Here is a 21,990-nt window from a genome sequence, read left to right on the forward strand (position 1 = left end):
CGATGCTGGCTCTCAGTAACCTGAAGTGGAAGGATAGACGCCCAAAACAGAGTGATGTTATTGAAATTTCAACCGGGTAACAATGCGAAGAATGACTAAATAATAGCTGGAATGGGGAAGTTGCGACGGGCGCGGGGGACGCGCCCGTATAAATAAGGAGGGTGAGAAGCCTTATTTGCGATTGGCGCGACCGCGCAGCAGACCCGATGCGCCTTCAGAGTAGTCGCGCGGGATCTGTACCGGGGCCTGATCGTTGTTCGCTTCAGACTCTGACAGACGGTTGCGGAACGGATTCTCTTCCGCGGACATTTCCGGCAGCAGGCTTGAGGAGCTCTTCGCCATATGTTGATAGAGCTGACGATAGTCGTCCGCCATGTTGTCGAGGAGTTCAGCGCTGCGGGCAAAGTGGCTCACCAGCTCTTCGCGGTACTCTTCCAGTTCTGCTTTGTTTTTTTCCAGTTCATACTGCAAGGCCTGCTGTTGACGCAATTTCCGGTTTCCGAAACGCATGCCCACGGCACCAATAATAATGCCGACAACTAACCCAATTAGCGCGTATTCCCAGGTCATGACTTCTCCCATTGTTGTTCGATTCCGTAGGGGGTGGGCTGCAAGCTTCTTGCCTGCGCCGGAGAGTGCCACTATAACCGCTAAAGGTGCAGAAGTGGAATCCTGACGCTGCATCGCGTAGTGTAGAGCGGCCTTTTTTTCGTCAACCCTGTGGGGGCGGATCGATTTTCAAGGAACAACAATAACACCATGCAAAGCCTTTCCCCGACATCGCGATATCTTACAGCCCTGAAAGAGGGTAGCCATCAGCCGGACGATGTGCAAAAAGAAGCTGTCACCCGACTGGATACGATTTATCAACAGTTGATTGCCGAACAGCAGCCCGCCGCGCAGCAAAGCGGAGGCCTGATGGCGAAGTTCAGCAAGCTGCTGGGCAAACGCGATACCCCTTCGCGCGAGCCGGTACGCGGCCTCTATATGTGGGGCGGCGTCGGGCGAGGCAAAACCTGGCTGATGGATCTCTTCTATCACAGCCTGCCGGGCGAGCGTAAACAGCGTCTGCACTTTCACCGCTTTATGCTGCGTGTGCATGAAGAGTTAACTTCGCTGCAAGGGCAGAGCGATCCGCTGGAGATTGTCGCCGACCGTTTTAAGGCGCAAACCGACGTCCTCTGTTTTGACGAATTTTTTGTTTCTGATATCACCGATGCGATGCTGCTTGGCGGATTAATGAAGGCGCTCTTCGCGCGCGGCATTACGCTGGTGGCGACATCGAACATTCCCCCGGACGAGCTCTATCGCAACGGTCTGCAACGCGCCCGTTTTCTGCCCGCCATTGAGGCGATCAAGCAGTTTTGCGATGTAATGAATGTCGACGCCGGCATCGATTACCGCTTACGCACGCTGACCCAGGCCCATCTGTGGCTGTCACCGCTTGGTGAAGAGACCGCGCAGCAGATGGATAAATTGTGGCTGGCGCTGGCGGGCGCACCGCGCAGCCATGCGCCGGAGCTGGAGATTAACCACCGGCCGCTGGCGACGCTTGGCGTGGAGAATCAAACCTTAGCCGTCTCCTTTGCCACATTATGTGTTGATGCGCGCAGCCAGCATGATTACATCGCGCTGTCGCGCCTTTTCCACACCGTGATGCTGTTTGAGGTGCCGGTGATGACGAAGCTGATGGAGAACGAAGCGCGCCGTTTTATCGCGCTGGTGGATGAATTTTATGAACGCCACGTGAAGCTGGTGGTGAGCGCGGCGGCGCCGCTGCATGAGATTTATCAGGGCGAGCGGGTTAAGTTCGAGTTTCAGCGCTGTTTATCGCGCCTGCAGGAGATGCAGAGCGAGGAGTACCTGAAACGCGAGCATATGCCGTAATCCTTTTTTCATTGCCACCAGGCGCAGAAATCGAACAGCAAAAGACGAAAAGGGGTCGATCTTTGACCCCGACTTCTCTATAATCCTGCGACCCCACGTTACGGGAAAGTTTTTTTTCCCCAAAACTTTCTATGCGCCGGCATAGGCTATTCGAAGGGGTAGGTTTGCCGGACTTTGTCGTGTGAACCTCAACTGACAAACGTTTGGGTGTTCACCAACGTGAAACTAATTATTTGGGTAAGCTTTTAATGAAAACTTTTACAGCTAAACCAGAAACCGTAAAACGCGACTGGTATGTTGTTGACGCGACCGGTAAAACTCTGGGTCGTCTGGCTACCGAACTGGCTCGTCGCCTGCGCGGTAAGCACAAAGCGGAATACACTCCGCACGTTGATACTGGTGATTACATCATCGTTCTGAACGCTGAGAAAGTTGCTGTAACCGGCAACAAGCGTGAAGACAAAGTGTATTACCACCACACTGGCCACATCGGTGGTATCAAACAAGCGACCTTTGAAGAGATGATTGCCCGCCGTCCTGAGCGTGTGATTGAAATCGCGGTTAAAGGCATGCTGCCAAAAGGCCCGCTGGGTCGTGCTATGTACCGTAAACTGAAAGTTTACGCTGGCAACGAGCACAACCACGCGGCACAGCAACCGCAAGTTCTTGACATCTAATCGGGATTATAGGCAATGGCTGAAAATCAATACTACGGCACTGGTCGCCGCAAAAGCTCCGCCGCTCGCGTGTTTATCAAACCGGGCAACGGTAAAATCGTAATCAACCAGCGTTCGCTGGAACAGTACTTTGGTCGTGAAACTGCCCGCATGGTAGTTCGTCAGCCGCTGGAACTGGTCGACATGGTTGAGAAATTGGACCTGTACATCACCGTTAAAGGTGGTGGTATCTCCGGTCAGGCTGGTGCGATCCGTCACGGTATCACCCGCGCTCTGATGGAGTACGACGAGTCCCTGCGCGCTGAACTGCGTAAAGCTGGCTTCGTTACTCGTGACGCTCGTCAGGTTGAACGTAAGAAAGTCGGTCTGCGTAAAGCACGTCGTCGTCCGCAGTTCTCCAAACGTTAATTGTCCTCTGCTTCGGCAGAACGATTGGCGAAAAACCCGGTGCAAGCCGGGTTTTTTTATGGATAAAAATTGTGTTATCCACAGCAATCAGTCGCTTATCTCCTCTTTTTCAGCATTTCCGGAATCCCCTCACCACAAAGCGCGCAAAATCTGGTAAACTATCATCCAATTTTCTGCCCAAATGGCTGGGATTGTTCGTTTTTTGTTTGTTTTTTGAACAAGAGAGACAGTACGCGCGGGTAGCTAACTAACATCTGACCGGTCGAGTTAGTCCGGTAGCAGTATTTCTGAATATACCTGGAGGTTTTCATGGCTGTCGCTGCCAACAAACGTTCGGTAATGACGCTGTTTTCTGGTCCTGTGGACATCTATAGTCATCAGGTCCGCATCGTGCTGGCCGAGAAGGGTGTCAGCTTTGAAATTGAGCACGTGGAAAAGGATAATCCTCCTCAGGATCTGATTGACCTCAACCCGAGTCAAAGCGTACCGACACTTGTAGATCGTGAACTCACCCTGTGGGAATCACGCATCATTATGGAATATCTGGACGAGCGTTTTCCGCACCCGCCATTAATGCCGGTTTATCCGGTGGCGCGCGGTGAAAGCCGTCTCTACATGCACCGCATCGAGAAAGACTGGTACTCGCTGATGAACGTCATCGAGAACAACAGCGGTGCGCAGGCCGATGCCGCCCGTAAACAGCTGCGTGAAGAGCTGCTGGCGATTGGCCCGCTGTTTACCCAGAAGCCTTACTTCCTGAATGACGAATTCAGCCTGGTTGACTGCTACCTCGCGCCGCTGCTGTGGCGTCTGCCGGTACTGGGCATCGAGCTGAGCGGCACAGGCGCGAAAGAGCTGAAAGGGTACATGACGCGCGTCTTCGAACGTGATTCTTTCCTTGCCTCTCTGACAGAAGCCGAGCGCGAAATGCGCCTTGGTCGGGGTTAATCATGGATTTGTCGCAACTGTCTCCACGCCGCCCGTATTTACTGCGGGCCTTTTACGAATGGCTGCTGGATAACCAGCTGACGCCGCATCTGGTTGTTGATGTGACGTTGCCGGGCGTACGCGTGCCGATGGAGTATGCGCGTGACGGCCAGATCGTATTAAACATCGCACCGCGTGCGGTGGGCAACCTGGAGCTGGGCAACGACGAAGTGCGCTTCAACGCGCGTTTCGGCGGTGTGCCGCGCCAGGTGGAAGTGCCGATGGCTGCCGTACTGGCCGTTTATGCCCGTGAAAACGGTGCCGGCACCATGTTTGAGCCAGAAACCGCCTACGACGAAGAGCTCGTCAGTCTCAACGATGATGGTGAGATGCCCGAGCAGGAGAACGAGACGGTGATGTCGGTTATCGACGGTGATAAACCCGATCATGCAGTGGATCAGGATAACGATCCGGATGACGATCCGCCGCCGCGCGGTGGGCGTCCATCGCTGCGTGTGGTGAAATAACCTGAGAAAAGCAGAACCCCGGTTCTGCTTTTTTATTGCCCGCAGAATATAAAAAAGGAGGCCGCAGCCTCCTTTTTTATCGTTTTCGCAAGATCACACTTCGAGATAGTTGAGGATGCCGTCCGCGGCTTTACGCCCTTCGGCAATCGCTGTCACTACCAGGTCGGAACCGCGAACGATATCACCACCGGCGAAGATTTTCGGGTTGCTGGTCTGGAACGCGTTATCGCTCCCTTCCGGGGCAATCACGCGGCCCTGCGAATCGAGCTCAACGCTGTGCTTCGCCAGCCACTCCATGCTGTGTGGACGGAAACCAAACGCCATCACCACCGCATCAGCCGGAACAACGTGTTCAGAGCCGGCAACGATCTCGGCGCGGCGACGGCCTTTCTCATCCGGTGCGCCCATTTCGGTGCGCGCCATCTTCACGCCGCTCACTTTACCGTTGGCATTCACTTCAACTCCCAGCGGCTGTACGTTGAACTGGAACTCGACACCCTCTTCACGCGCGTTTTTCACTTCGCGGCGTGAGCCAGGCATGTTCTCTTCGTCACGACGATAGGCGCAGATTACGTGAGTTGCACCCTGGCGAACCGAGGTACGCACGCAGTCCATCGCGGTATCGCCCCCGCCCAGCACCACGACGCGTTTGCCTTCCATGCTGATATAGGGTTCTGACGGCGTTTCGCCATAACCCATAATCTGCTTGGTATTGGCAATCAGGAACGGCAGCGCGTCAAACACACCCTGCGCATCTTCATTCTCAAGGCCGCCACGCATCGACTGATAGGTGCCGACGCCCAGGAACACGGCGTCGTACTCTTTCAGCAGATCGTCAATCTGCACATCGCGACCCACTTCGGTGTTGAGCTGGAACTCAATGCCCATGCCGGTGAAGATCTCACGGCGACGCGTCATCACCTCTTTTTCCAGCTTGAAGGCCGGAATACCGAAGGTCAGCAGGCCGCCAATCTCCGGGTGACGGTCATAGACCACCGCTTTCACGCCGTTGCGAGTCAGCACATCCGCGCACGCCAGACCAGCCGGGCCCGCGCCAATAATCGCCACGCGTTTATCCGTTTGCTTCACGCCGGTCAAATCGGGACGCCAGCCCATCTCGAAGGCTTTATCGTTGATATAGCGCTCGATATTGCCGATGGTCACCGCGCCGAACTCGTCGTTCAGCGTACAGGAGCCTTCACACAGGCGATCCTGCGGGCAGACGCGCCCGCACACTTCCGGCAGGGTATTGGTCTGGTGCGACAGTTCTGCCGCCTCAAAAATACGCCCTTCATTTGCCAGCTTCAGCCAGTTCGGGATGTAGTTATGAACCGGGCACTTCCACTCGCAGTAGGGGTTGCCGCAGGCGAGACAGCGGTCAGCCTGCGCTTTCGCTTGCCCTTCGGAGAAGGGCTCGTAGATCTCGACAAAGGCAATCTTACGCAGTTTCAGCGGTTTCTTTGCCGGATCAACGCGCTGTAAGTCGATAAATTGGTAAACGTTCTGACTCATCTCAATTCCTTACTGCGCCTGCACGCGCAACTCTGCCGCGCTACGACTACGGTGACCCAACAGCGCTTTCACATCGCTGGACTTCGGCTTAACCAGGGCAAATTTGGCGGCAAATGTCGGCCAGTTGGCCAGCATCTCTTCACCGCGCTGCGAACCGGTATGCTGCACATGCTCGGTAATCAACCCGCGCAGATGCTCTTCGTGGATCGCCAGATCGTCGACGCTCAGCACTTCCACCAGCTCCGGGTTCACGCGCTTGCGGAACTCGCCATCTTCATCCAGCACGTAGGCGAAGCCGCCGGTCATGCCCGCGCCAAAGTTGACGCCGGTTTTGCCGAGTACGCAGACGATACCGCCCGTCATATATTCACAGCCGTTGTCGCCAATGCCTTCAACCACGGTAATAGCCCCGGAGTTACGCACGGCGAAACGCTCGCCCGCGCGGCCTGCGGCATAGAGACGACCGCCGGTTGCGCCATAGAGGCAGGTGTTACCGATAATGCTCGCTTCGTGGCTACGGAACGCCGAACCGACCGGAGGACGTACCGCCAGCAGCCCGCCCGCCATGCCTTTACCGACATAGTCGTTGGCATCGCCGGTGAGGTAAAGCTCAACGCCGCCCGCGTTCCAGACGCCGAAGCTCTGGCCTGCGGTGCCGCTGAAGTAGGCTTTAATCGGATCCGATGCCAGACCCTGATCGCCATGCGTCTGGGCGATATAACCAGAGAGCAGCGCGCCAACCGAGCGGTCAGTGTTGCGGATATCAAACCAGAAGGTTTTGCTCTGGCGCTCATCAACAAACGGTTTCGCCTGCTGCAACAGCTGGGCATTCAGCACGCCATTGTCGAACGGCGGGTTGCTCTCGGTGCAGTAGAGCGCTTTGCCGGCATGCGGTTCAGCGGTCTCCAGCAGTTTGGAGAGATCCAGCTTCTGCTGACGCGCGGTAAAGCCATCAAGCTCTTTCAACAGGTCCGTGCGGCCAATCAGGTCGACCAGGCGTTTCACGCCCAGCTGCGCCATCAGCTCGCGGGTTTCACGGGCGATAAATTCAAAGTAGTTGGTCACTTTGAACGGCAGGCCGTGGTAGTGGTTCTTACGCAGCTTCTCATCCTGGGTTGCAACACCGGTCGCGCAGTTGTTGAGGTGACAAATACGCAGGTATTTGCAGCCCAGCGCCACCATCGGTCCGGTACCGAAGCCGAAGCTCTCTGCACCCAGAATCGCCGCTTTGATAATGTCCTGGCCAGTTTTCAGGCCACCATCGACCTGCAAGCGAATCTTATGACGCAGACCGTTTGCCACCAGCGCCTGCTGGGTTTCCACCAGGCCAAGCTCCCACGGGCAGCCAGCGTATTTTACGGAGGAGAGCGGGCTTGCGCCGGTACCGCCGTCATAACCGGCAATGGTGATCAGATCGGCATAGGCTTTCGCCACGCCGGTCGCGATAGTGCCAACGCCCGGTTCGGAAACCAGTTTGACGGAGATCAGCGCCTTCGGGTTGACCTGTTTCAGGTCGAAAATCAGCTGCGCCAGATCCTCGATCGAGTAGATATCGTGGTGCGGCGGCGGTGAAATCAGCGTCACGCCCGGCACGGAGTAACGCAGCTTAGCGATATAGGGGGTCACTTTATCCCCCGGCAACTGACCGCCTTCGCCCGGCTTCGCGCCCTGTGCCACTTTAATCTGGATAACATCGGCGTTCACCAGGTAGGCCGGGGTTACGCCAAAGCGACCGGAAGCGACCTGTTTGATGCGCGACACTTTGTTGGTGCCGTAGCGCGCCGGATCTTCGCCGCCTTCGCCGGAGTTAGAGAAGCCACCGAGGCTGTTCATCGCTTCCGCCAGCGCTTCGTGTGCTTCCGGGCTGAGCGCGCCGATAGACATCGCCGCCGTATCGAAGCGTTTAAACAACTCTGTCGCCGGTTCAACGTCGTTAAGGCTTACCGCGTCACTGCCTGGCGTGATGGCCAGCAGATCGCGCAGTGTTGCTGCCGGGCGCTCGTTAACCAGCTTCGCGTACTGCTGATAATCGCTGTAGTCGCCGCTCTCAACCGCTTTTTGCAGTGTGCGCACTACGTCCGGGTTGTAAGCGTGGTATTCGCCGCCGTGGACGTACTTCAGCAAGCCGCCTTGCTCCAGCGGTTTGCGCGCCAGCCAGGCACGTTTGGAGAGGTTCAACAGATCCTGCTGGAAGTCCGGGAAGCTGGCACCGCCAATACGGCTGACCACGCCCTGGAAGCAGAGTTCGGTAACATCATCATGCAAACCAACCGCTTCAAACAGTTTTGAGCAGCGGTAAGAGGCGATAGTTGAGATGCCCATTTTGGACATGATCTTGTACAGCCCTTTGTTGATGCCGTTGCGGTAGTTCAGCATCACCGTGCGGTAATCTTTCTCAATCGCTTTGCTGTCGATAAGCTTCGCCAGCGTTTCATACGCCAGGTAGGGGTAGATCGCCGTCGCGCCGAAGCCCAGCAGCACCGCAAAGTGGTGCGGATCGCGGGCGCTGGCGGTTTCAACAATGATGTTGGCGTCGCAGCGCAGATTCTTATCCACCAGGCGTGCCTGAATCGCACCCACTGCCATCGGTGCCGGAACCGGCAGGCGGTTTTTGGCAATGTTGCGATCGGAGAGCACCAGCAGAACGGTACCGGCACGCACCATCGCTTCCGCTTTGTCGCACAGCGCTTTAATGGTCTCTTCCAGCGTCGTTGCCGTGGCGTCGAAGGTGATATCGAGCGTATCCGCGCGATAGTGCTCCTCGGTCATGGTGGTGAGCTGTTTGAAATCGGAGTAGAGCAGAATCGGCGATTTGAAGCTCAGACGGTGCGCCTGGCCTTCCGCTTCGCAGAAGACGTTCATTTCACGGCCGATGCTGGTCGCCAGCGACATCACATGCGCTTCGCGCAGCGGATCGATAGGCGGGTTGGTCACCTGCGCAAACTGCTGGCGGAAGTAGTCATAAATGATGCGCGGCTGGCTGGAGAGCACGGCGAACGGCGTATCATCGCCCATCGAGCCGACCGCTTCCTGGCCGTTTTCGCCCAGCACGCGGATCACCGAGTCCAGCTCTTCAAAGCTGTAGTTAAACTGTTTCTGGTAGCTGGTGAGCAGATCGTCATCCATCTCGCGGATGCCGACTTCATCGTCGGAGAGATCTTCAAACGGTACCAGGCGGCGGACGTTTTTCTCCATCCACTCTTTATACGGGTGGCGGCTTTTCAGATCGTCATCGGTCTCGGCAGAGTGCAGAATGCGCCCGCCGCGAGTATCGATAACCATCAGTTCGCCTGGCCCGACGCGGCCTTTCTCGACCACTTCATCCGGCTGGTAATCCCAGATGCCCACTTCAGAAGCGCAGGTGATGAGCTTATCTTTGGTGATGACGTAGCGCGCCGGACGCAGACCGTTACGGTCGAGGTTACAGGCGGCAAAGCGCCCATCGGACATGACGATGCCCGCCGGGCCGTCCCACGGCTCCATATGCATGGAGTTAAAGTCGAAGAAGCTGCGCAGATCCGGATCCATCTCCGGGTTATTCTGCCAGGCTGGCGGCACCAGTAAGCGCATGGCGCGCACAATATCCATCCCGCCTGCTAACAGCAGCTCCAGCATGTTATCCATTGAGCTGGAGTCAGAGCCGGTTTCGTTGACGAACGGCGCGGCATCATGCAGATCGGGGATCAGCGGCGTCTGGAATTTGTAGGTACGCGCGCGCGCCCACTGGCGGTTACCGGTAATGGTGTTGATTTCACCGTTGTGCGCCAGGTAGCGGAAAGGCTGCGCCAGCGGCCAGCGCGGCACGGTGTTGGTGGAGAAGCGCTGGTGGAACAGGCAGATGGCCGATTCCAGACGCAGGTCCGCCAGGTCCAGGTAGAAGCGCGGCAGATCCGCCGGCATACAGAGACCTTTATAGATGTTGACGAGGTTAGAGAGGCTACAGACGTAGAACTCTTTATCCTCCTGTAAACGCTTTTCAATGCGGCGACGGGCAATAAAGAGACGGCGCTCCATATCGCGCGGACGCCAGCCAGCCGGGGCGTTAACGAAAACTTGCTCAATACGAGGCAGTGAGGAGAGGGCGATTTCACCGAGTACGCCTTCGTTGGTCGGCACATCGCGCCAGCCAACGAGCGAGAGAGTCTCACGCTGAAGTTCTTCTTCTACAACACGACGCGATGCAGCCGCTTTTTCCGGATCCTGATTGAGGAACAGCATGCCGACGGCGTAGTTTTTGGCTAAGCGCCAGCCGCGCTCTTCGGCGACGATGCGGAAGAAACGGTCAGGTTTTTGCAACAGCAGGCCGCAACCGTCGCCGGTTTTACCATCGGCAAGGATCGCGCCGCGGTGCTGCATGCGGGCCAGTGCGTGAATAGCGGTACGCACTACCTTGTGGCTAGGTTCGCCTTCTATGTGGGCGATCAGGCCGAAACCACAGTTATCTCTCTCAAGAGATTTATCGTACAACATATCAGTGAACCTCCCCAGGCTCTGCGAGAGCCCTCCCGATCGTTACGCACAGGCGCAGAAAGAGCATGGCGACGGGGCAATGGCCTCGTATGTCGCCCTCTTCATTTCCTTTTCGCATCGATTCACAAGTGTTGAGGACTTGCTTAAGAGGGAATCTCAATTACTGCATAAATATGATGAGCAGACTGCTCATCCAGAAAGCTTCCAGCGGATTTCCAACTTATCGGGAATCCGCACACAGGTCAAATGCCGAGCTTATTTATCCAAAAATGTGCTAACGCGCATTCATCTAATTGATTTAAAAGGATGTTTAATCAGTTTTACATTCAGTTATGGCAGCATAATGCAGGGGGAGAGTGTGATCTGACTCACTATAGTAATGCGCTGTTTCCGCTCTTCTGTTCTGACCTGACTTTTATTAGCAGATTATTATCCTGCTTGTGTGGCTGGCGCCGCATAATCCCACTGTTTTTGAGATAGAGACCTATTTCTGCAAATTTACCTTTCAGCATAAGGAAAAGTAATCGCCCCGAGGGTGAATGAAATAGCGGTTATGTTGACTGATTATGCAATGGATAAAGCCTTCCCGGGCGATTGATCCAGGTCATCGCCGATGAAAGCTAATAGTGGCAGGCTACGCCCTTTGATTTGGGCGGCCTTTCAGATTATGCAGTTACAGAAATTAGTCAATATGTTTGGTGGGGATCTTGCCCGGCGCTATGGCGAAAAAGTTCATAAGCTGACCCTGCATGGCGGCTTTAGCTGCCCAAACCGCGATGGCACGCTGGGCCGTGGCGGCTGTACTTTCTGTAACGTTGCCTCGTTTGCCGATGAGGCGCAGCAGTATCGTTCAATTGCGCTGCAGCTTGCCGAACAGGCGCAGCGCGTGAACCGCGCCCGGCGCTATCTCGCCTATTTTCAGGCCTATACCAGCACCTGGGCGGAAGTGCAGGTGCTGCGCGAGATGTATCAGCAGGCGCTGAGCCAGGCCAATATGGTTGGGTTGTGCGTCGGAACGCGTCCCGACTGCGTGCCGGATGCGGTGCTGGATCTGCTGTGCGAATACCGCCAGCAGGGCTTTGAAGTATGGCTGGAGCTGGGGCTACAAACCGCGCACGATAAAACCCTGCACCGCATTAATCGCGGCCACGATTTTGCCTGCTATCAAAACACCACGCGGCTCGCCCGCGCGCGCGGCCTGAAGGTCTGTACCCATCTGATTGCTGGCCTGCCGGGCGAGCGGCTGCCGGATTGCATGGCGACGCTTGAGCGCGTGGTTGAAACCGGCGTCGACGGCATCAAGCTGCACCCACTGCATATTGTGAAAGGCAGCATTATGGCAAAGGCCTGGGAAGCGGGGCGCCTCAATGCCATCGGGCTTGAGGAGTACACCACCATTGCTGGCGAGATGATCCGCCACACGCCGCCGGAGATAATCTACCACCGTGTTTCTGCCAGCGCGCGTCGTCCTACACTGCTGGCGCCGCTGTGGTGCGAAAACCGCTGGACCGGCATGGTCGAAATTAATACCTACCTTACTGCACATGGCGGCCAGGGTTCGGCGCTCGGTCGCTGCTGGACGCCGCCCGCCTGAACCTGGGTCAACCACACATTATTGCCGCATTTTTCGCACAAGCTTCAACGCCTTGCTCAGAATTGAGTATTATTGAGCGGACTTGTTTAAGGAAAACGCTATGAAGCAAATCCGTTTACTGGCGCAATATTACGTCGACCTGATGATGAAGCTGGGTCTGGTGCGCTTTTCCATGCTGTTAGCGCTGGCGCTGGTGGTGCTGGCCATCGTGGTGCAAATGGCGGTCACGATGGTATTGCAGGGGCAGGTTGAGCGTATTGACGTGATCCGCTCTATCTTCTTTGGTCTGCTGATCACCCCCTGGGCGGTCTACTTCTTATCGGTGGTGGTTGAGCAACTGGAGGAGTCGCGCCAGCGCTTATCGCGACTGGTGGAGAAGCTGGAGGAGATGCGCGAGCGCGATCTTAAGCTCAACGTGAAGCTTAAAGACAACATCATGCAGCTTAATCAGGAGATCAGCGATCGCGAAAAAGCCGAGGCGGAACGACAGGCAACCTTTGAGCGGCTGAAGATTGAGATGCAGGAGCGTGAGCAGACGCAGATCCAGCTTGAACAGCAATCCTCTTTTCTGCGCTCCTTCCTTGATGCTTCCCCTGACCTCGTCTTCTATCGCAATGAAGATAAAGAGTTTTCTGGCTGCAACCGTGCCATGGAGTTGCTCACCGGTAAAAGCGAAAAGCAGCTGATTCACCTCAAGCCGCAGGATGTCTACTCGCCGGAAGCGGCACAAAAAGTGATTGAGACCGACGAGAAAGTGTTTCGTCACAATGTCTCGCTCACCTATGAACAGTGGCTGGATTACCCTGACGGGCGCAAAGCCTGCTTCGAAATCCGCAAAGTTCCCTATTATGACCGCGTTGGTAAACGCCACGGGCTGATGGGCTTCGGGCGCGATATTACCGAGCGTAAGCGCTATCAGGATGCGCTGGAGCGGGCCAGCCGGGACAAGACCACCTTTATCTCTACCATCAGCCACGAACTGCGCACGCCGCTTAACGGCATCGTCGGTTTAAGCCGCATTTTGCTGGATACCGATCTTGCGCCGGAACAGGAGAAGTACCTCAAAACGATCCATGTCTCTGCGGTGACGCTGGGCAATATCTTCAACGATATTATCGACATGGATAAGATGGAGCGGCGCAAAGTACAGCTCGATAACCAGCCGCTCGACTTCACCAGCTTCCTGGCGGATCTGGAGAACCTCTCCGGGTTGCAGGCGCATCAAAAAGGGCTACGTTTCGAACTCGAGCCGACGCTGCCGCTGCCGCACCAGGTGATCACCGACGGCACCCGTTTGCGGCAGATCCTCTGGAACCTTATCAGCAACGCCGTGAAATTTACCCGCGAAGGGCAGGTGACGGTGCGCGTGCGCTACGACGAGGGTGAGATTCTGCATTTTGAAGTGCAGGACTCCGGGATCGGTATTCCGCGCGATGAGCAGGATAAAATCTTCGCCATGTATTACCAGGTGAAAGATAGCCACGGCGGCAAACCGGCCACCGGCACCGGCATTGGGCTTGCGGTTTCGCGCCGTCTGGCGAAAAGCATGGGCGGCGATATTACCGTCAGCAGCCAGCCTGGCAACGGCTCGCTCTTTACATTGACCGTTCATGCCCCTGCGGTGGCGGAAGAGGTCGACGACGCCTTCGAAGAGGATGAGATGCCCTTACCGGCGCTGCATGTGCTGCTGGTAGAAGATATCGAACTCAACGTGATCGTCGCGCGCTCGGTGCTGGAGAAACTCGGCAACAGCGTCGATGTGGCGATGACCGGCGGTGCCGCGCTGGAGATGTTCGCCCCGGGCGAATATGACCTGGTACTGCTTGATATTCAGCTGCCGGATATGACCGGGCTGGATATCTCGCGCGCGCTGACCAGCCGCTATTCGCGCGACGAACTGCCGCCGCTGGTGGCGCTGACCGCAAACGTGCTGAAAGATAAGCAGGAGTATCTGGATGCCGGCATGGATGATGTCTTAAGCAAACCGCTGGCGGTGCCAGCATTAACGGCGATGATCAAGAAGTTCTGGGACGCCGGAGATGAGGAGGAGGAACAGGTGGCAACGATAGACAACGACAAAGCGCAAACTCTGCTGGATACCGCCATGCTTGAGCAGTACCTCGAGCTGGTTGGGCCGAAGCTGATTACCGATGGGCTGGCAGTGTTTGAGAAGATGATGCCAGGCTACCTGAGCGTGCTGGAGTCGAACCTCACCGCGCGCGACCAGAAAGGGATTGTTGAAGAGGGGCACAAAATTAAGGGTGCTGCTGGATCCGTCGGCCTGCGCCATCTGCAGCAGTTGGGCCAGCAGATCCAGTCCCCGGATCTTCCCGCCTGGTGGGATAATGTCGGCGAATGGGTGGAAGAGATGAAGCAGGAGTGGCGCAATGATGTCGCGGTGCTCAAAGCCTGGGTGGCAGACGCTGCAAAAAAATGACCCCGGATTAACCGGGGTGCGCGAATACTGCGCCAACACCAGGGAAACCGTGGCTGCGCCGTAATTTTTGGTTTTAATTGCAAGGGCGCAGTCTATTAAAATTCGACCACACGCACATAAGATAGCAAATCTTAAATGATTTGTTACAGCAATCAGTGAAATGTGTGAAGCAAGGCTCCCTTATCAAAATTTTTAGTTATTGACCGCAATTCGCAGAAAGGATGTTTGGCATGAAAAGAGTCGGCGTTGTTCTTAGTGGGTCTGGCGTGTATGACGGTTCCGAGATCCACGAAGCGGTAATTACCCTGCTGGCGCTTGCCCGCAACGGCGCAGAGGCCGTCTGTTTTGCGCCCGATAAAGCACAGAGTGATGTCATCAATCACCTCACCGGCGAAAGTATGGCGGAAAGCCGTAACGTGCTGGTTGAAGCTGCCCGCATTACCCGCGGCAAGATCGCGCCGCTGGCGCAGGCATCGGTAAACGATCTGGATGCGCTGATTGTCCCCGGCGGCTTTGGCGCGGCGAAAAACCTCAGCAGCTTTGCCAGCCTCGGCGGCGACTGCGCGGTGGATAACGATCTGAAAAGCCTCGCGCTGGCGATGCACCAGGCTGGAAAACCGCTCGGTTTTATGTGCATTGCACCGGCGATGCTGCCGAAAATTTTCGACTTCCCGCTGCGTCTCACTATTGGAACCGATGTCGATACCGCCGAAGTTTTGGAAGAGATGGGCGCGGAGCACGTGCCGTGTCCGGTGGACGATATTGTTGTCGATGAAGAGAACAAAGTGGTGACCACACCGGCTTATATGCTGGCGGAAGATATTGCCCAGGCGGCAACAGGAATTGAGAAGCTGGTGACGCGCGTGCTGGTATTGTGCGAATGAAGCGAGGCGGACGCGGTACGCTGAAGACCGCGCTGAAACGCCTTCTTCTGCGTGTTCTGTTAGTGCTGGTGGCTTTCTGGGGCGGCGGTATTCTGCTGTTCAGCTTTATGCCGGTGCCGTTTTCCGCAGTGATGGTCGAGCGGCAGCTGAGTGCGTGGCTGAGCGGGGACTTTAGCTATGTCGCCCACTCCGACTGGGTCAGCATGGATGAGATCTCGCCGTGGATGGCGCTGGCGGTGGTTGCCGCTGAAGATCAGCGCTTTCCCGATCACTGGGGATTAGATGTGGAAGCCATCGAAAAAGCGCTTTCGCATAATGAAAAGCATGAGAACCGCATTCGCGGCGCTTCGACCCTGTCGCAACAGACGGTGAAAAACCTCTTTTTGTGGGACGGTAAAAGCTGGCTGCGAAAGGGGCTGGAAGCAGGGCTGACGGTAACAACGGAAGCGGTATGGACGAAACGGCGCATCCTGACGGTCTACCTGAATATTGCGGAGTTTGGTGACGGCATATTTGGTGTGGAAGAGGCGTCGCAGCGCTATTTTCATAAACCCGCGAGCCGGCTGACGATGTCGGAAGCCGCGCTGCTGGCGGCGGTGCTGCCTAACCCGATTCGTTATAAAGCCGCAGCGCCTTCAGGCTATGTGCGTAACCGTCAGGCGTGGATCATGCGCCAGATGCAGCAGCTCGGTGGCGAAGGCTTTTTGCAGAGTAACAACCTGCACTGATTACTCTTCGTCGAACCCGGCGATAAACAGCGCCACCACCGCGGCCAGCGCTTCCTCTTCCTGGGGGCCGCTGGCTTCGACTTCAATCTGTCGGCCTTTGGCGGAATCCAGCATCAGCAGAGCGATCACGCTGCTGGCTTCCGCTTCGGTTCCCTCTTCGTTACGCAGCAGCACTTCCGCGTCAAAGCCCTGTACCAGTTCAAACAGTTTCATCGCCGGGCGCGCGTGCATGCCCAGCTTATTGGTGATCTCAACGGTTTGTTTTACGGTCATGTTTTGCGTTTTTCCAGCGTACGGTGACGGGACTGCACGTTTTTGCCGCGCGAGCGGAAGTAGTCCGCCAGCTGTTCGGCGATATAGACAGAGCGGTGTTTACCCCCGGTACAGCCGATGGCCACCGTCAGGTAGCTACGGTTGTTGGTCTCCAGCATCGGCAACCACAACTCGAGGTAACTGCGCGTCTGATAGATAAAGTTATGTACTTCGGTGTGCCTGTCGAGGAATGCGGCGACGGGCTTATCGAGGCCGGTCATCGGACGCAGTTTCGGATCCCAGTGCGGGTTCGGCAGGAAGCGCACGTCAAAGACGTAATCAGCATCGATAGGAATGCCGTGCTTGAAGCCGAAGGATTCGAAGACCATGGTCAGTTCGCGCTCGCGTTTGCCCAGCAGGCGAGTGCGCAGCATCTCCGCCAGCTCATGCACCGACATCTCTGAGGTATCAACAATCAGATCGGCACGCGAACGCAGCGGCTCAAGCAGATTGCTCTCTTCATCGATGGCGCTCTCCAGCGACAGGTTTTTGCTTGAGAGCGGGTGCAGGCGGCGCGTGTCGCTGTAGCGGCGAATCAGGGTGTTGCGATCCGCATCTAAAAAGAGCAGCTGCGGCGAAAACGCCTCCGGCAGATTGCTCATCGCCTGCTCAAAGATCTCCGGCGACTCCGGCATGTTGCGCACATCGATACTGACGGCGGCAGAGATCTGGCGATCGGCGAGAGTTTGCGCCAGTTCCGGCAACAGCACAACCGGCAGGTTATCAACACAGTAGAAACCCATATCTTCCAGTGCGCGTAGCGCCACGGATTTCCCTGAACCCGAACGACCACTGACGATCATCAGGACCATGGGTCATTTCTCCTCAGAACGACTGACAAGTAGAGTCTTACCCGGTTACGCATCGCCGCGCTCGCCTTCTGTCTGCGTGATGATCTCATACAGCTCTTCATCACTCTGCGCGCCGCGCAGGCGTCGACAAATGGTTTTATCCGCCAGCCGTTTGGCGACCAGCGAAAGGGTGTGCAGATGCGTTTTGGTCTGATCTGCCGGCACCAGCAGGGCAAAGAGCAGATCGACGGGTTGATTATCGATAGCGTCGAAGGCAATAGGCGTTTCAAGTTGCACAAACACGCCGACGGCGCGCAGTGTATCTTCCTCGAGCTTGCCGTGAGGAATGGCGATACCGTTACCAATACCGGTACTGCCCATTTTTTCACGCGTAAGAACCGCCTCGAAGACCACCTGCGGCGGCAGGCCTAACTGTTTCGCCGCCAGCTCGCTGATAATTTCCAGCGCGCGTTTTTTACTCTGGCAGTGAACGCCGCTACGGGTGCATTCCTGGTTAAGTACTGTGCTCAGTTGAAGAGCCGAATCGTTATTCATCATAATTTCACCTAAGCGACGCCGGAGCCAGCACCCAACCGGGTTGCGGTCGGGTGCAACGCGCCAGACGGACGCCCGGACAATTAGTGTTGTTTCAGTTTATCTTTATGCTTCGTGAGCTGCCGCGCCAGTTTATCAATTAAACCGTCAATAGCAGCATACATATCTTGTCCTTCCGCACTGGCATGCAGCTCGCCTCCATTCACATGCAGCGTGGCATCTGAAATGTGCGTCACCTTTTCCACTTTCAACACAACATAAACCTGATTAATCCTGTCGAAATAGTGCTCCAGCTTGGCAAATTTGCTGTTTACAAACTCGCGCAGGGCATCGGTAATCTCAACGTTTTGTCCGGTGATGTTTAGCTGCATAGTGTCTTCCTTATCGGTTGGGTCACACCAGCTGTTTACGCTGGTTAGACGGCGGAATGGATAAAGATTCTCGATACTTCGCAACGGTTCGCCGCGCGACCATGATCCCCTGATCGGAGAGCAGCGTCGTCAGCTTACTGTCGCTCAGCGGTTTTGCAGGGTTTTCCGCGGCGATCAACTTCTTCACCAGTGCGCGAATGGCCGTGGAGGAGGCTTCGCCGCCGCCTTCGGTATTCACGTGGCTGGAGAAGAAATACTTCAGTTCAAAAATGCCGCGAGGACTGTGCAGGTACTTCTGGGTGGTCACACGAGAGATGGTCGACTCGTGCATCTCGACGGCCTGGGCGATATCCGCCAGCACCATCGGTTTCATAAACTCTTCGCCCTGCTCAAAGAACGCCTGCTGCTGCTCGACGATGCAGCGGCTGACGCGCAGCAGCGTGTCGTTGCGGCTCTCCAGGCTTTTGATCAACCACTTCGCTTCCTGCAAATTACTGCGAATGAACTGCGTGTCGGCATCGTTACGCCCGCCGCTGCCCATCGCTGCATACTGCTGGTTGATCTTAAGACGCGGAATGCTGTCGGCGTTAAGCTCCACCGTCCAGCGCCCGTTGTGTTTGCGCACCAGCACATCGGGGATCACATACTCTGGCTCGCTGGTCTGGATCGACTGACCGGGGCGTGGATCGAGCGACTGGATCAGATTCACCGCCTCTTTCAGCACATCCTCTTTCAGGCGCGTCACGCGCATCAGCGAGCGGAAGTCGTGATTGGCCAGCAGATCGAGATGATCGCAGATAATCAGCCGGGCCTCTTCGCACCACGGCGTCGCTTTCGCGAACTGGGAGAGCTGAACCAGCAGGCAGTCGCGCAGATCGCGCGCCGCTACGCCAACGGGATCGAAACGCTGAACGCGCTTTAGCACCGCTTCAACTTCATCCATGCCGATCTCGTCGTTCCCCATGCTCTCGAGGATCTCCTCCAGCGTCACGGTGAGATAGCCGGTTTCGTCCACGGCATCAACGATCGACGTCGCAATGGCGCGATCCGTATCGGAGAAGGGCGTCAGCTCAACCTGCCACATCAGGTAATCCTGCAGCGACTGGGTGGTTTCGCCCTGGTAGATCGGCAGTTCATCATCAATGTAATCGTTACTGCTGCCTGACGGGGTGCCTGCGGTGTAGATCTCATCCCAGCTGGCATCGAGCGGCAGTTCGTCGGGCATCTCTTTCTGTTCAAGCGCATCTGCGGTGTCCAGGCCATCTTTTTCCTGAACCTGTTCGCTATCCACTTCTTCGTGAAGATCGGTTTGTTCCAGCAGTGGGTTGCTCTCCAGCGCCTGCTGAAGTTCCTGCTGAAGTTCCAACGTGGACAACTGCAAAAGGCGAATGGCCTGTTGCAGTTGCGGCGTCATGGCTAGCTGTTGGCTAAGCCGTAGTTGCAAACCTTGCTTCATATTCAGAGCAGCACTCTCCGACAAAAAATGTCAATAAACCTTACCCTATCAGAGTCTGAAGTCTTCCCCAAGATATACGCGCTTAACATGTTCGTCTTCAAGGATTTGCTGCGGTGTGCCGTGGGCGATGAGATGTCCCTGGCTGACAATATAGGCGCGCTCACACACGGCCAGCGTTTCGCGCACGTTGTGGTCGGTAATCAGCACCCCAAGCCCGCTGTCGCGCAGATGCTCGATAATGCGTTTGATGTCGATAACCGAGATCGGGTCAACGCCCGCAAAGGGTTCATCGAGCAGGATAAATTTCGGGTTTGCTGCCAGCGCGCGGGCAATCTCGACGCGGCGACGTTCACCGCCGGAGAGCGCCTGACCCATGCTGTCGCGCAGGTGATCGATGTGGAACTCTTCCATCAGCTCGTTGGCGCGATCTTCACGCTGTTCCGCGGTGAGATCGTCACGAATTTGCAGCACTGCCATCAGGTTGTCGTAGACGCTGAGGCGGCGGAAGATGGAGGCTTCCTGCGGTAAATAGCCGATGCCGCGGCGCGCGCGCGCATGCAGCGGCAGCAGGCTGATATCTTCATCATCAATAATGATGTTGCCGGCATCGCGCGCGACAATCCCGACCACCATATAGAAGGTGGTGGTTTTCCCTGCGCCGTTAGGGCCAAGCAAGCCGACGATTTCACCGGAATTAACGGTCAGACTGACGTCTTCGACCACGCGACGGCCTTTATAAGCCTTGGCGAGATTCTTTGCAGTTAATGTTGGCATAACGGATTAGTTACTCTTCTTTTGCGCCGGGGCCGGGGCGGATTTATTGCTCTTGTCCTGCAACTGCGACGGTACCAGCACGGTAGTTACGCGCTTGCCTTTGTCGCTGAACGCTTGCATCTTCTGCTCTTTCACCAGGTAGGTGATTTTGTCGCCAGCAATATTGCTGTCTAACTGCTCGAGATAGGCGTTACCGGTCAGGATGACGAAATCTTTTTCCAGTTCGTAGTGCATCTGCGAAGCGTGGCCTTTCACCGGCTTGCCGTTGTCCTGCATCTGGTAGAAGGTGGCCGGATTACCGTAACCGTCGATAATCTCTCTGCCCTGCTGGCCGCCAGGACGGGTGACCACGACCTTATCGGCGTTGATCTTAATGGTCCCCTGCGTCACGACGACATTGCCGGTGAAGGTGACAACATTCCCCTGCATATCCAGCGACTGCTGATCGGAGTCGATGTGAATCGGCTGTTCGGTATCCCCGGTCACAGCGAGCGCCGGAAGCGCGGCAGCGAAGAGCGTACCCGCCAGGAGAAGATTAAGGCTGCGTTTGTTTGTTTTGAATTTCATAGGAGCTTCTAACCTTTTCAATCAGCTCGGCGTTTTTGCTGCGTAAATTGCCGCGCATTTTCAGGCCGGTGGAATTAAATGTTGTTCCGTATAACGTAACCTGATCGTCTGAGAAAACATCCTGGGTGACCAGGTTGATCCGGGCGTTATCCGTGGTGATTTTGCGTAATTGTGCGTCCGCAGTCAGTGCGTTAACTTCGACATGTCCATAGAGGTAAAGCATTTTGTCGTCGGTGAGCTTCGCTTTATCCGACTTGATAGACCAGGTCGGTACTTTGTTCTCATCGAAGGTGGTTAACACCGGTTTGGCAAACCAACTGATGCTATCGGCGGAGTAGTACTCCACATTCTGCGCGATCAGGCGATAGTTCAGCGCGCCTTCCGGGCTGTAAACGACAGTATCCGTATGTTGGCTTTTATAAGTCGGATCTGAACTGTTTGCGGCGCTCTGTTCCGGCGCATCCTGAGTGGTGAAGTTAATACCAATCAGAACCAGTGCGACCAGCGCCAGCAGAATAATGACCCAACGTCTGGTTTTACTCATATTGATTGCCCTTTGGCTTCATCCAGCTTGCCCTGTGCCAGCAGCAGTAAGTCACACACTTCACGCACCGCGCCGCGACCGCCGTTAATCCGCGTCACGTAATCGGCGCGCGCGCTGAGCAGCGGGTGCGCATCGGCAACGGCAACGCTCAGGCCAATCTCCGCCATCACCGGCCAGTCGATCAAATCGTCGCCGATATAGGCAACCTGATCGGCGGTCAAATCGAGGCGGGCAAGCAGCTCCCGGTAGGCGATCATTTTGTCGGATTGCCCCTGGTAGAGATGCGTGATGCCCAGCGTCTCACAGCGATCTTCTACCAGTTTAGCGTTACGCCCGGTAATGATCGCCATCTCAATACCGGAGGTGAGGGCGCTGCGAATGCCGTAACCGTCACGGACATTGAACGCTTTTAGCTCTTCGCCATTATTGCCCATATAGATGAGCCCGTCGGACAGCACGCCATCCACATCGAGGATCAGCAGGCGAATCTTCGCGGCTTTCTCCATGACTTGCGTGCTTACCGGCCCATAGCAGGTGGCAAGCGACGCGCCAGCATTACTCATTCTTAT

General features: G+C 56.1%; 21 protein-coding genes. 9 read left to right on the forward strand and 12 right to left on the reverse strand.

The features are described from left to right. Positions 1 to 171: 171 nt before the first annotated feature. On the reverse strand, positions 172 to 570 hold the full coding sequence (gene zapG / locus N7V53_RS19210) for a Z-ring associated protein ZapG (RefSeq protein ID WP_023480758.1): 399 nt from the start codon (positions 568 to 570) through the stop codon (positions 172 to 174). A gap of 189 nt (positions 571 to 759) precedes the next feature. Here zapG and zapE point away from each other — a divergent pair, with 189 nt between their 5' ends. From zapE to sspB, 5 genes are all read left to right on the forward strand, one after another. After that, complete coding sequence (gene zapE, locus N7V53_RS19215; protein ID WP_034813631.1) at positions 760 to 1,887, forward strand: cell division protein ZapE; 1,128 nt, start codon at positions 760 to 762, stop codon at positions 1,885 to 1,887. A gap of 248 nt (positions 1,888 to 2,135) precedes the next feature. After that, complete coding sequence (gene rplM, locus N7V53_RS19220) at positions 2,136 to 2,564, forward strand: 50S ribosomal protein L13 (protein WP_023480976.1); 429 nt, start codon at positions 2,136 to 2,138, stop codon at positions 2,562 to 2,564. A gap of 15 nt (positions 2,565 to 2,579) precedes the next feature. Next, on the forward strand, positions 2,580 to 2,972 hold the full coding sequence (gene rpsI / locus N7V53_RS19225) for a 30S ribosomal protein S9 (RefSeq protein ID WP_023480836.1): 393 nt from the start codon (positions 2,580 to 2,582) through the stop codon (positions 2,970 to 2,972). A 309-nt stretch (positions 2,973 to 3,281) separates the two neighbouring features. After that, entirely contained in the window at positions 3,282 to 3,920 is a 639-nt protein-coding gene (gene sspA, locus N7V53_RS19230) for a stringent starvation protein SspA (RefSeq protein ID WP_023480809.1), read from the forward strand. A gap of 2 nt (positions 3,921 to 3,922) precedes the next feature. After that, complete coding sequence (gene sspB, locus N7V53_RS19235; protein WP_023481029.1) at positions 3,923 to 4,426, forward strand: ClpXP protease specificity-enhancing factor; 504 nt, start codon at positions 3,923 to 3,925, stop codon at positions 4,424 to 4,426. 93 nt (positions 4,427 to 4,519) lie between these two features. Here the strand turns inward: sspB and N7V53_RS19240 are convergent, their stop codons facing one another. Together N7V53_RS19240 and gltB are read right to left on the reverse strand one after the other, a co-directional pair. Further along, positions 4,520 to 5,938, reverse strand: a complete 1,419-nt coding sequence (locus N7V53_RS19240) for a glutamate synthase small subunit (RefSeq protein WP_279794528.1) — start codon at positions 5,936 to 5,938, stop codon at positions 4,520 to 4,522. A 9-nt stretch (positions 5,939 to 5,947) separates the two neighbouring features. Beyond that, the gene (gltB, locus tag N7V53_RS19245) at positions 5,948 to 10,408 is read right to left on the reverse strand and encodes a glutamate synthase large subunit (RefSeq protein WP_023480712.1); all 4,461 of its coding nucleotides are present in this window, start codon (positions 10,406 to 10,408) and stop codon (positions 5,948 to 5,950) included. A 667-nt stretch (positions 10,409 to 11,075) separates the two neighbouring features. Here gltB and N7V53_RS19250 point away from each other — a divergent pair. The 4 genes from N7V53_RS19250 (at position 11,076) to mtgA (ending at position 16,051) form a co-directional block, all read left to right on the forward strand. Further along, positions 11,076 to 12,002, forward strand: a complete 927-nt coding sequence (locus N7V53_RS19250; RefSeq protein ID WP_279794529.1) for a TIGR01212 family radical SAM protein — start codon at positions 11,076 to 11,078, stop codon at positions 12,000 to 12,002. A 100-nt stretch (positions 12,003 to 12,102) separates the two neighbouring features. Next, complete coding sequence (gene arcB / locus N7V53_RS19255; RefSeq protein WP_270221585.1) at positions 12,103 to 14,439, forward strand: aerobic respiration two-component sensor histidine kinase ArcB; 2,337 nt, start codon at positions 12,103 to 12,105, stop codon at positions 14,437 to 14,439. Between the two features lie 230 nt (positions 14,440 to 14,669). Further along, the gene (elbB, locus tag N7V53_RS19260) at positions 14,670 to 15,323 is read left to right on the forward strand and encodes an isoprenoid biosynthesis glyoxalase ElbB (protein ID WP_023480733.1); all 654 of its coding nucleotides are present in this window, start codon (positions 14,670 to 14,672) and stop codon (positions 15,321 to 15,323) included. Beyond that, entirely contained in the window at positions 15,320 to 16,051 is a 732-nt protein-coding gene (gene mtgA, locus N7V53_RS19265; RefSeq protein ID WP_124967177.1) for a monofunctional biosynthetic peptidoglycan transglycosylase, read from the forward strand. Before elbB ends, mtgA begins: the two co-directional genes overlap by 4 nt. Here mtgA and npr read toward each other — a convergent pair whose 3' ends face one another. From npr to kdsC, 9 genes are all read right to left on the reverse strand, one after another. Beyond that, a complete protein-coding gene (gene npr / locus N7V53_RS19270; protein WP_023481048.1) occupies positions 16,052 to 16,324 on the reverse strand; it encodes a PTS phosphocarrier protein NPr in 273 nt (90 codons plus the stop codon). Then, a complete protein-coding gene (rapZ, locus tag N7V53_RS19275; RefSeq protein ID WP_023480906.1) occupies positions 16,321 to 17,175 on the reverse strand; it encodes an RNase adapter RapZ in 855 nt (284 codons plus the stop codon). The genes npr and rapZ overlap by 4 nt, the downstream gene beginning before the upstream one ends. Before the next feature lie 45 nt (positions 17,176 to 17,220). After that, a complete protein-coding gene (gene ptsN / locus N7V53_RS19280; RefSeq protein ID WP_023480947.1) occupies positions 17,221 to 17,712 on the reverse strand; it encodes a PTS IIA-like nitrogen regulatory protein PtsN in 492 nt (163 codons plus the stop codon). Positions 17,713 to 17,792: 80 nt separating this feature from the next. Continuing rightward, positions 17,793 to 18,080, reverse strand: coding sequence for a ribosome hibernation promoting factor (hpf, locus tag N7V53_RS19285; RefSeq protein WP_023480744.1), 288 nt, complete (start codon positions 18,078 to 18,080; stop codon positions 17,793 to 17,795). A gap of 22 nt (positions 18,081 to 18,102) precedes the next feature. Then, positions 18,103 to 19,536: an RNA polymerase factor sigma-54 gene (gene rpoN, locus N7V53_RS19290; RefSeq protein ID WP_279794543.1), complete on the reverse strand. Its 1,434-nt coding sequence runs from the start codon at positions 19,534 to 19,536 to the stop codon at positions 18,103 to 18,105. A 48-nt stretch (positions 19,537 to 19,584) separates the two neighbouring features. After that, positions 19,585 to 20,310 carry an LPS export ABC transporter ATP-binding protein gene (gene lptB, locus N7V53_RS19295; RefSeq protein WP_279794545.1) on the reverse strand — a complete coding sequence of 242 codons (726 nt, stop codon included), beginning with the start codon at positions 20,308 to 20,310 and terminating at the stop codon, positions 19,585 to 19,587. A gap of 6 nt (positions 20,311 to 20,316) precedes the next feature. Then, positions 20,317 to 20,877 carry a lipopolysaccharide ABC transporter substrate-binding protein LptA gene (lptA, locus tag N7V53_RS19300; protein WP_023481020.1) on the reverse strand — a complete coding sequence of 187 codons (561 nt, stop codon included), beginning with the start codon at positions 20,875 to 20,877 and terminating at the stop codon, positions 20,317 to 20,319. Then, positions 20,846 to 21,421: an LPS export ABC transporter periplasmic protein LptC gene (gene lptC / locus N7V53_RS19305; protein ID WP_023480988.1), complete on the reverse strand. Its 576-nt coding sequence runs from the start codon at positions 21,419 to 21,421 to the stop codon at positions 20,846 to 20,848. The genes lptA and lptC overlap by 32 nt, the downstream gene beginning before the upstream one ends. Continuing rightward, complete coding sequence (gene kdsC / locus N7V53_RS19310; protein WP_023480796.1) at positions 21,418 to 21,984, reverse strand: 3-deoxy-manno-octulosonate-8-phosphatase KdsC; 567 nt, start codon at positions 21,982 to 21,984, stop codon at positions 21,418 to 21,420. Before kdsC ends, lptC begins: the two co-directional genes overlap by 4 nt. Between the last annotated feature and the right edge of the window lie 6 nt (positions 21,985 to 21,990).

Source organism: Kosakonia sp. HypNH10 (genome assembly GCF_029850615.1).
GTDB lineage: Bacteria > Pseudomonadota > Gammaproteobacteria > Enterobacterales > Enterobacteriaceae > Kosakonia > Kosakonia cowanii.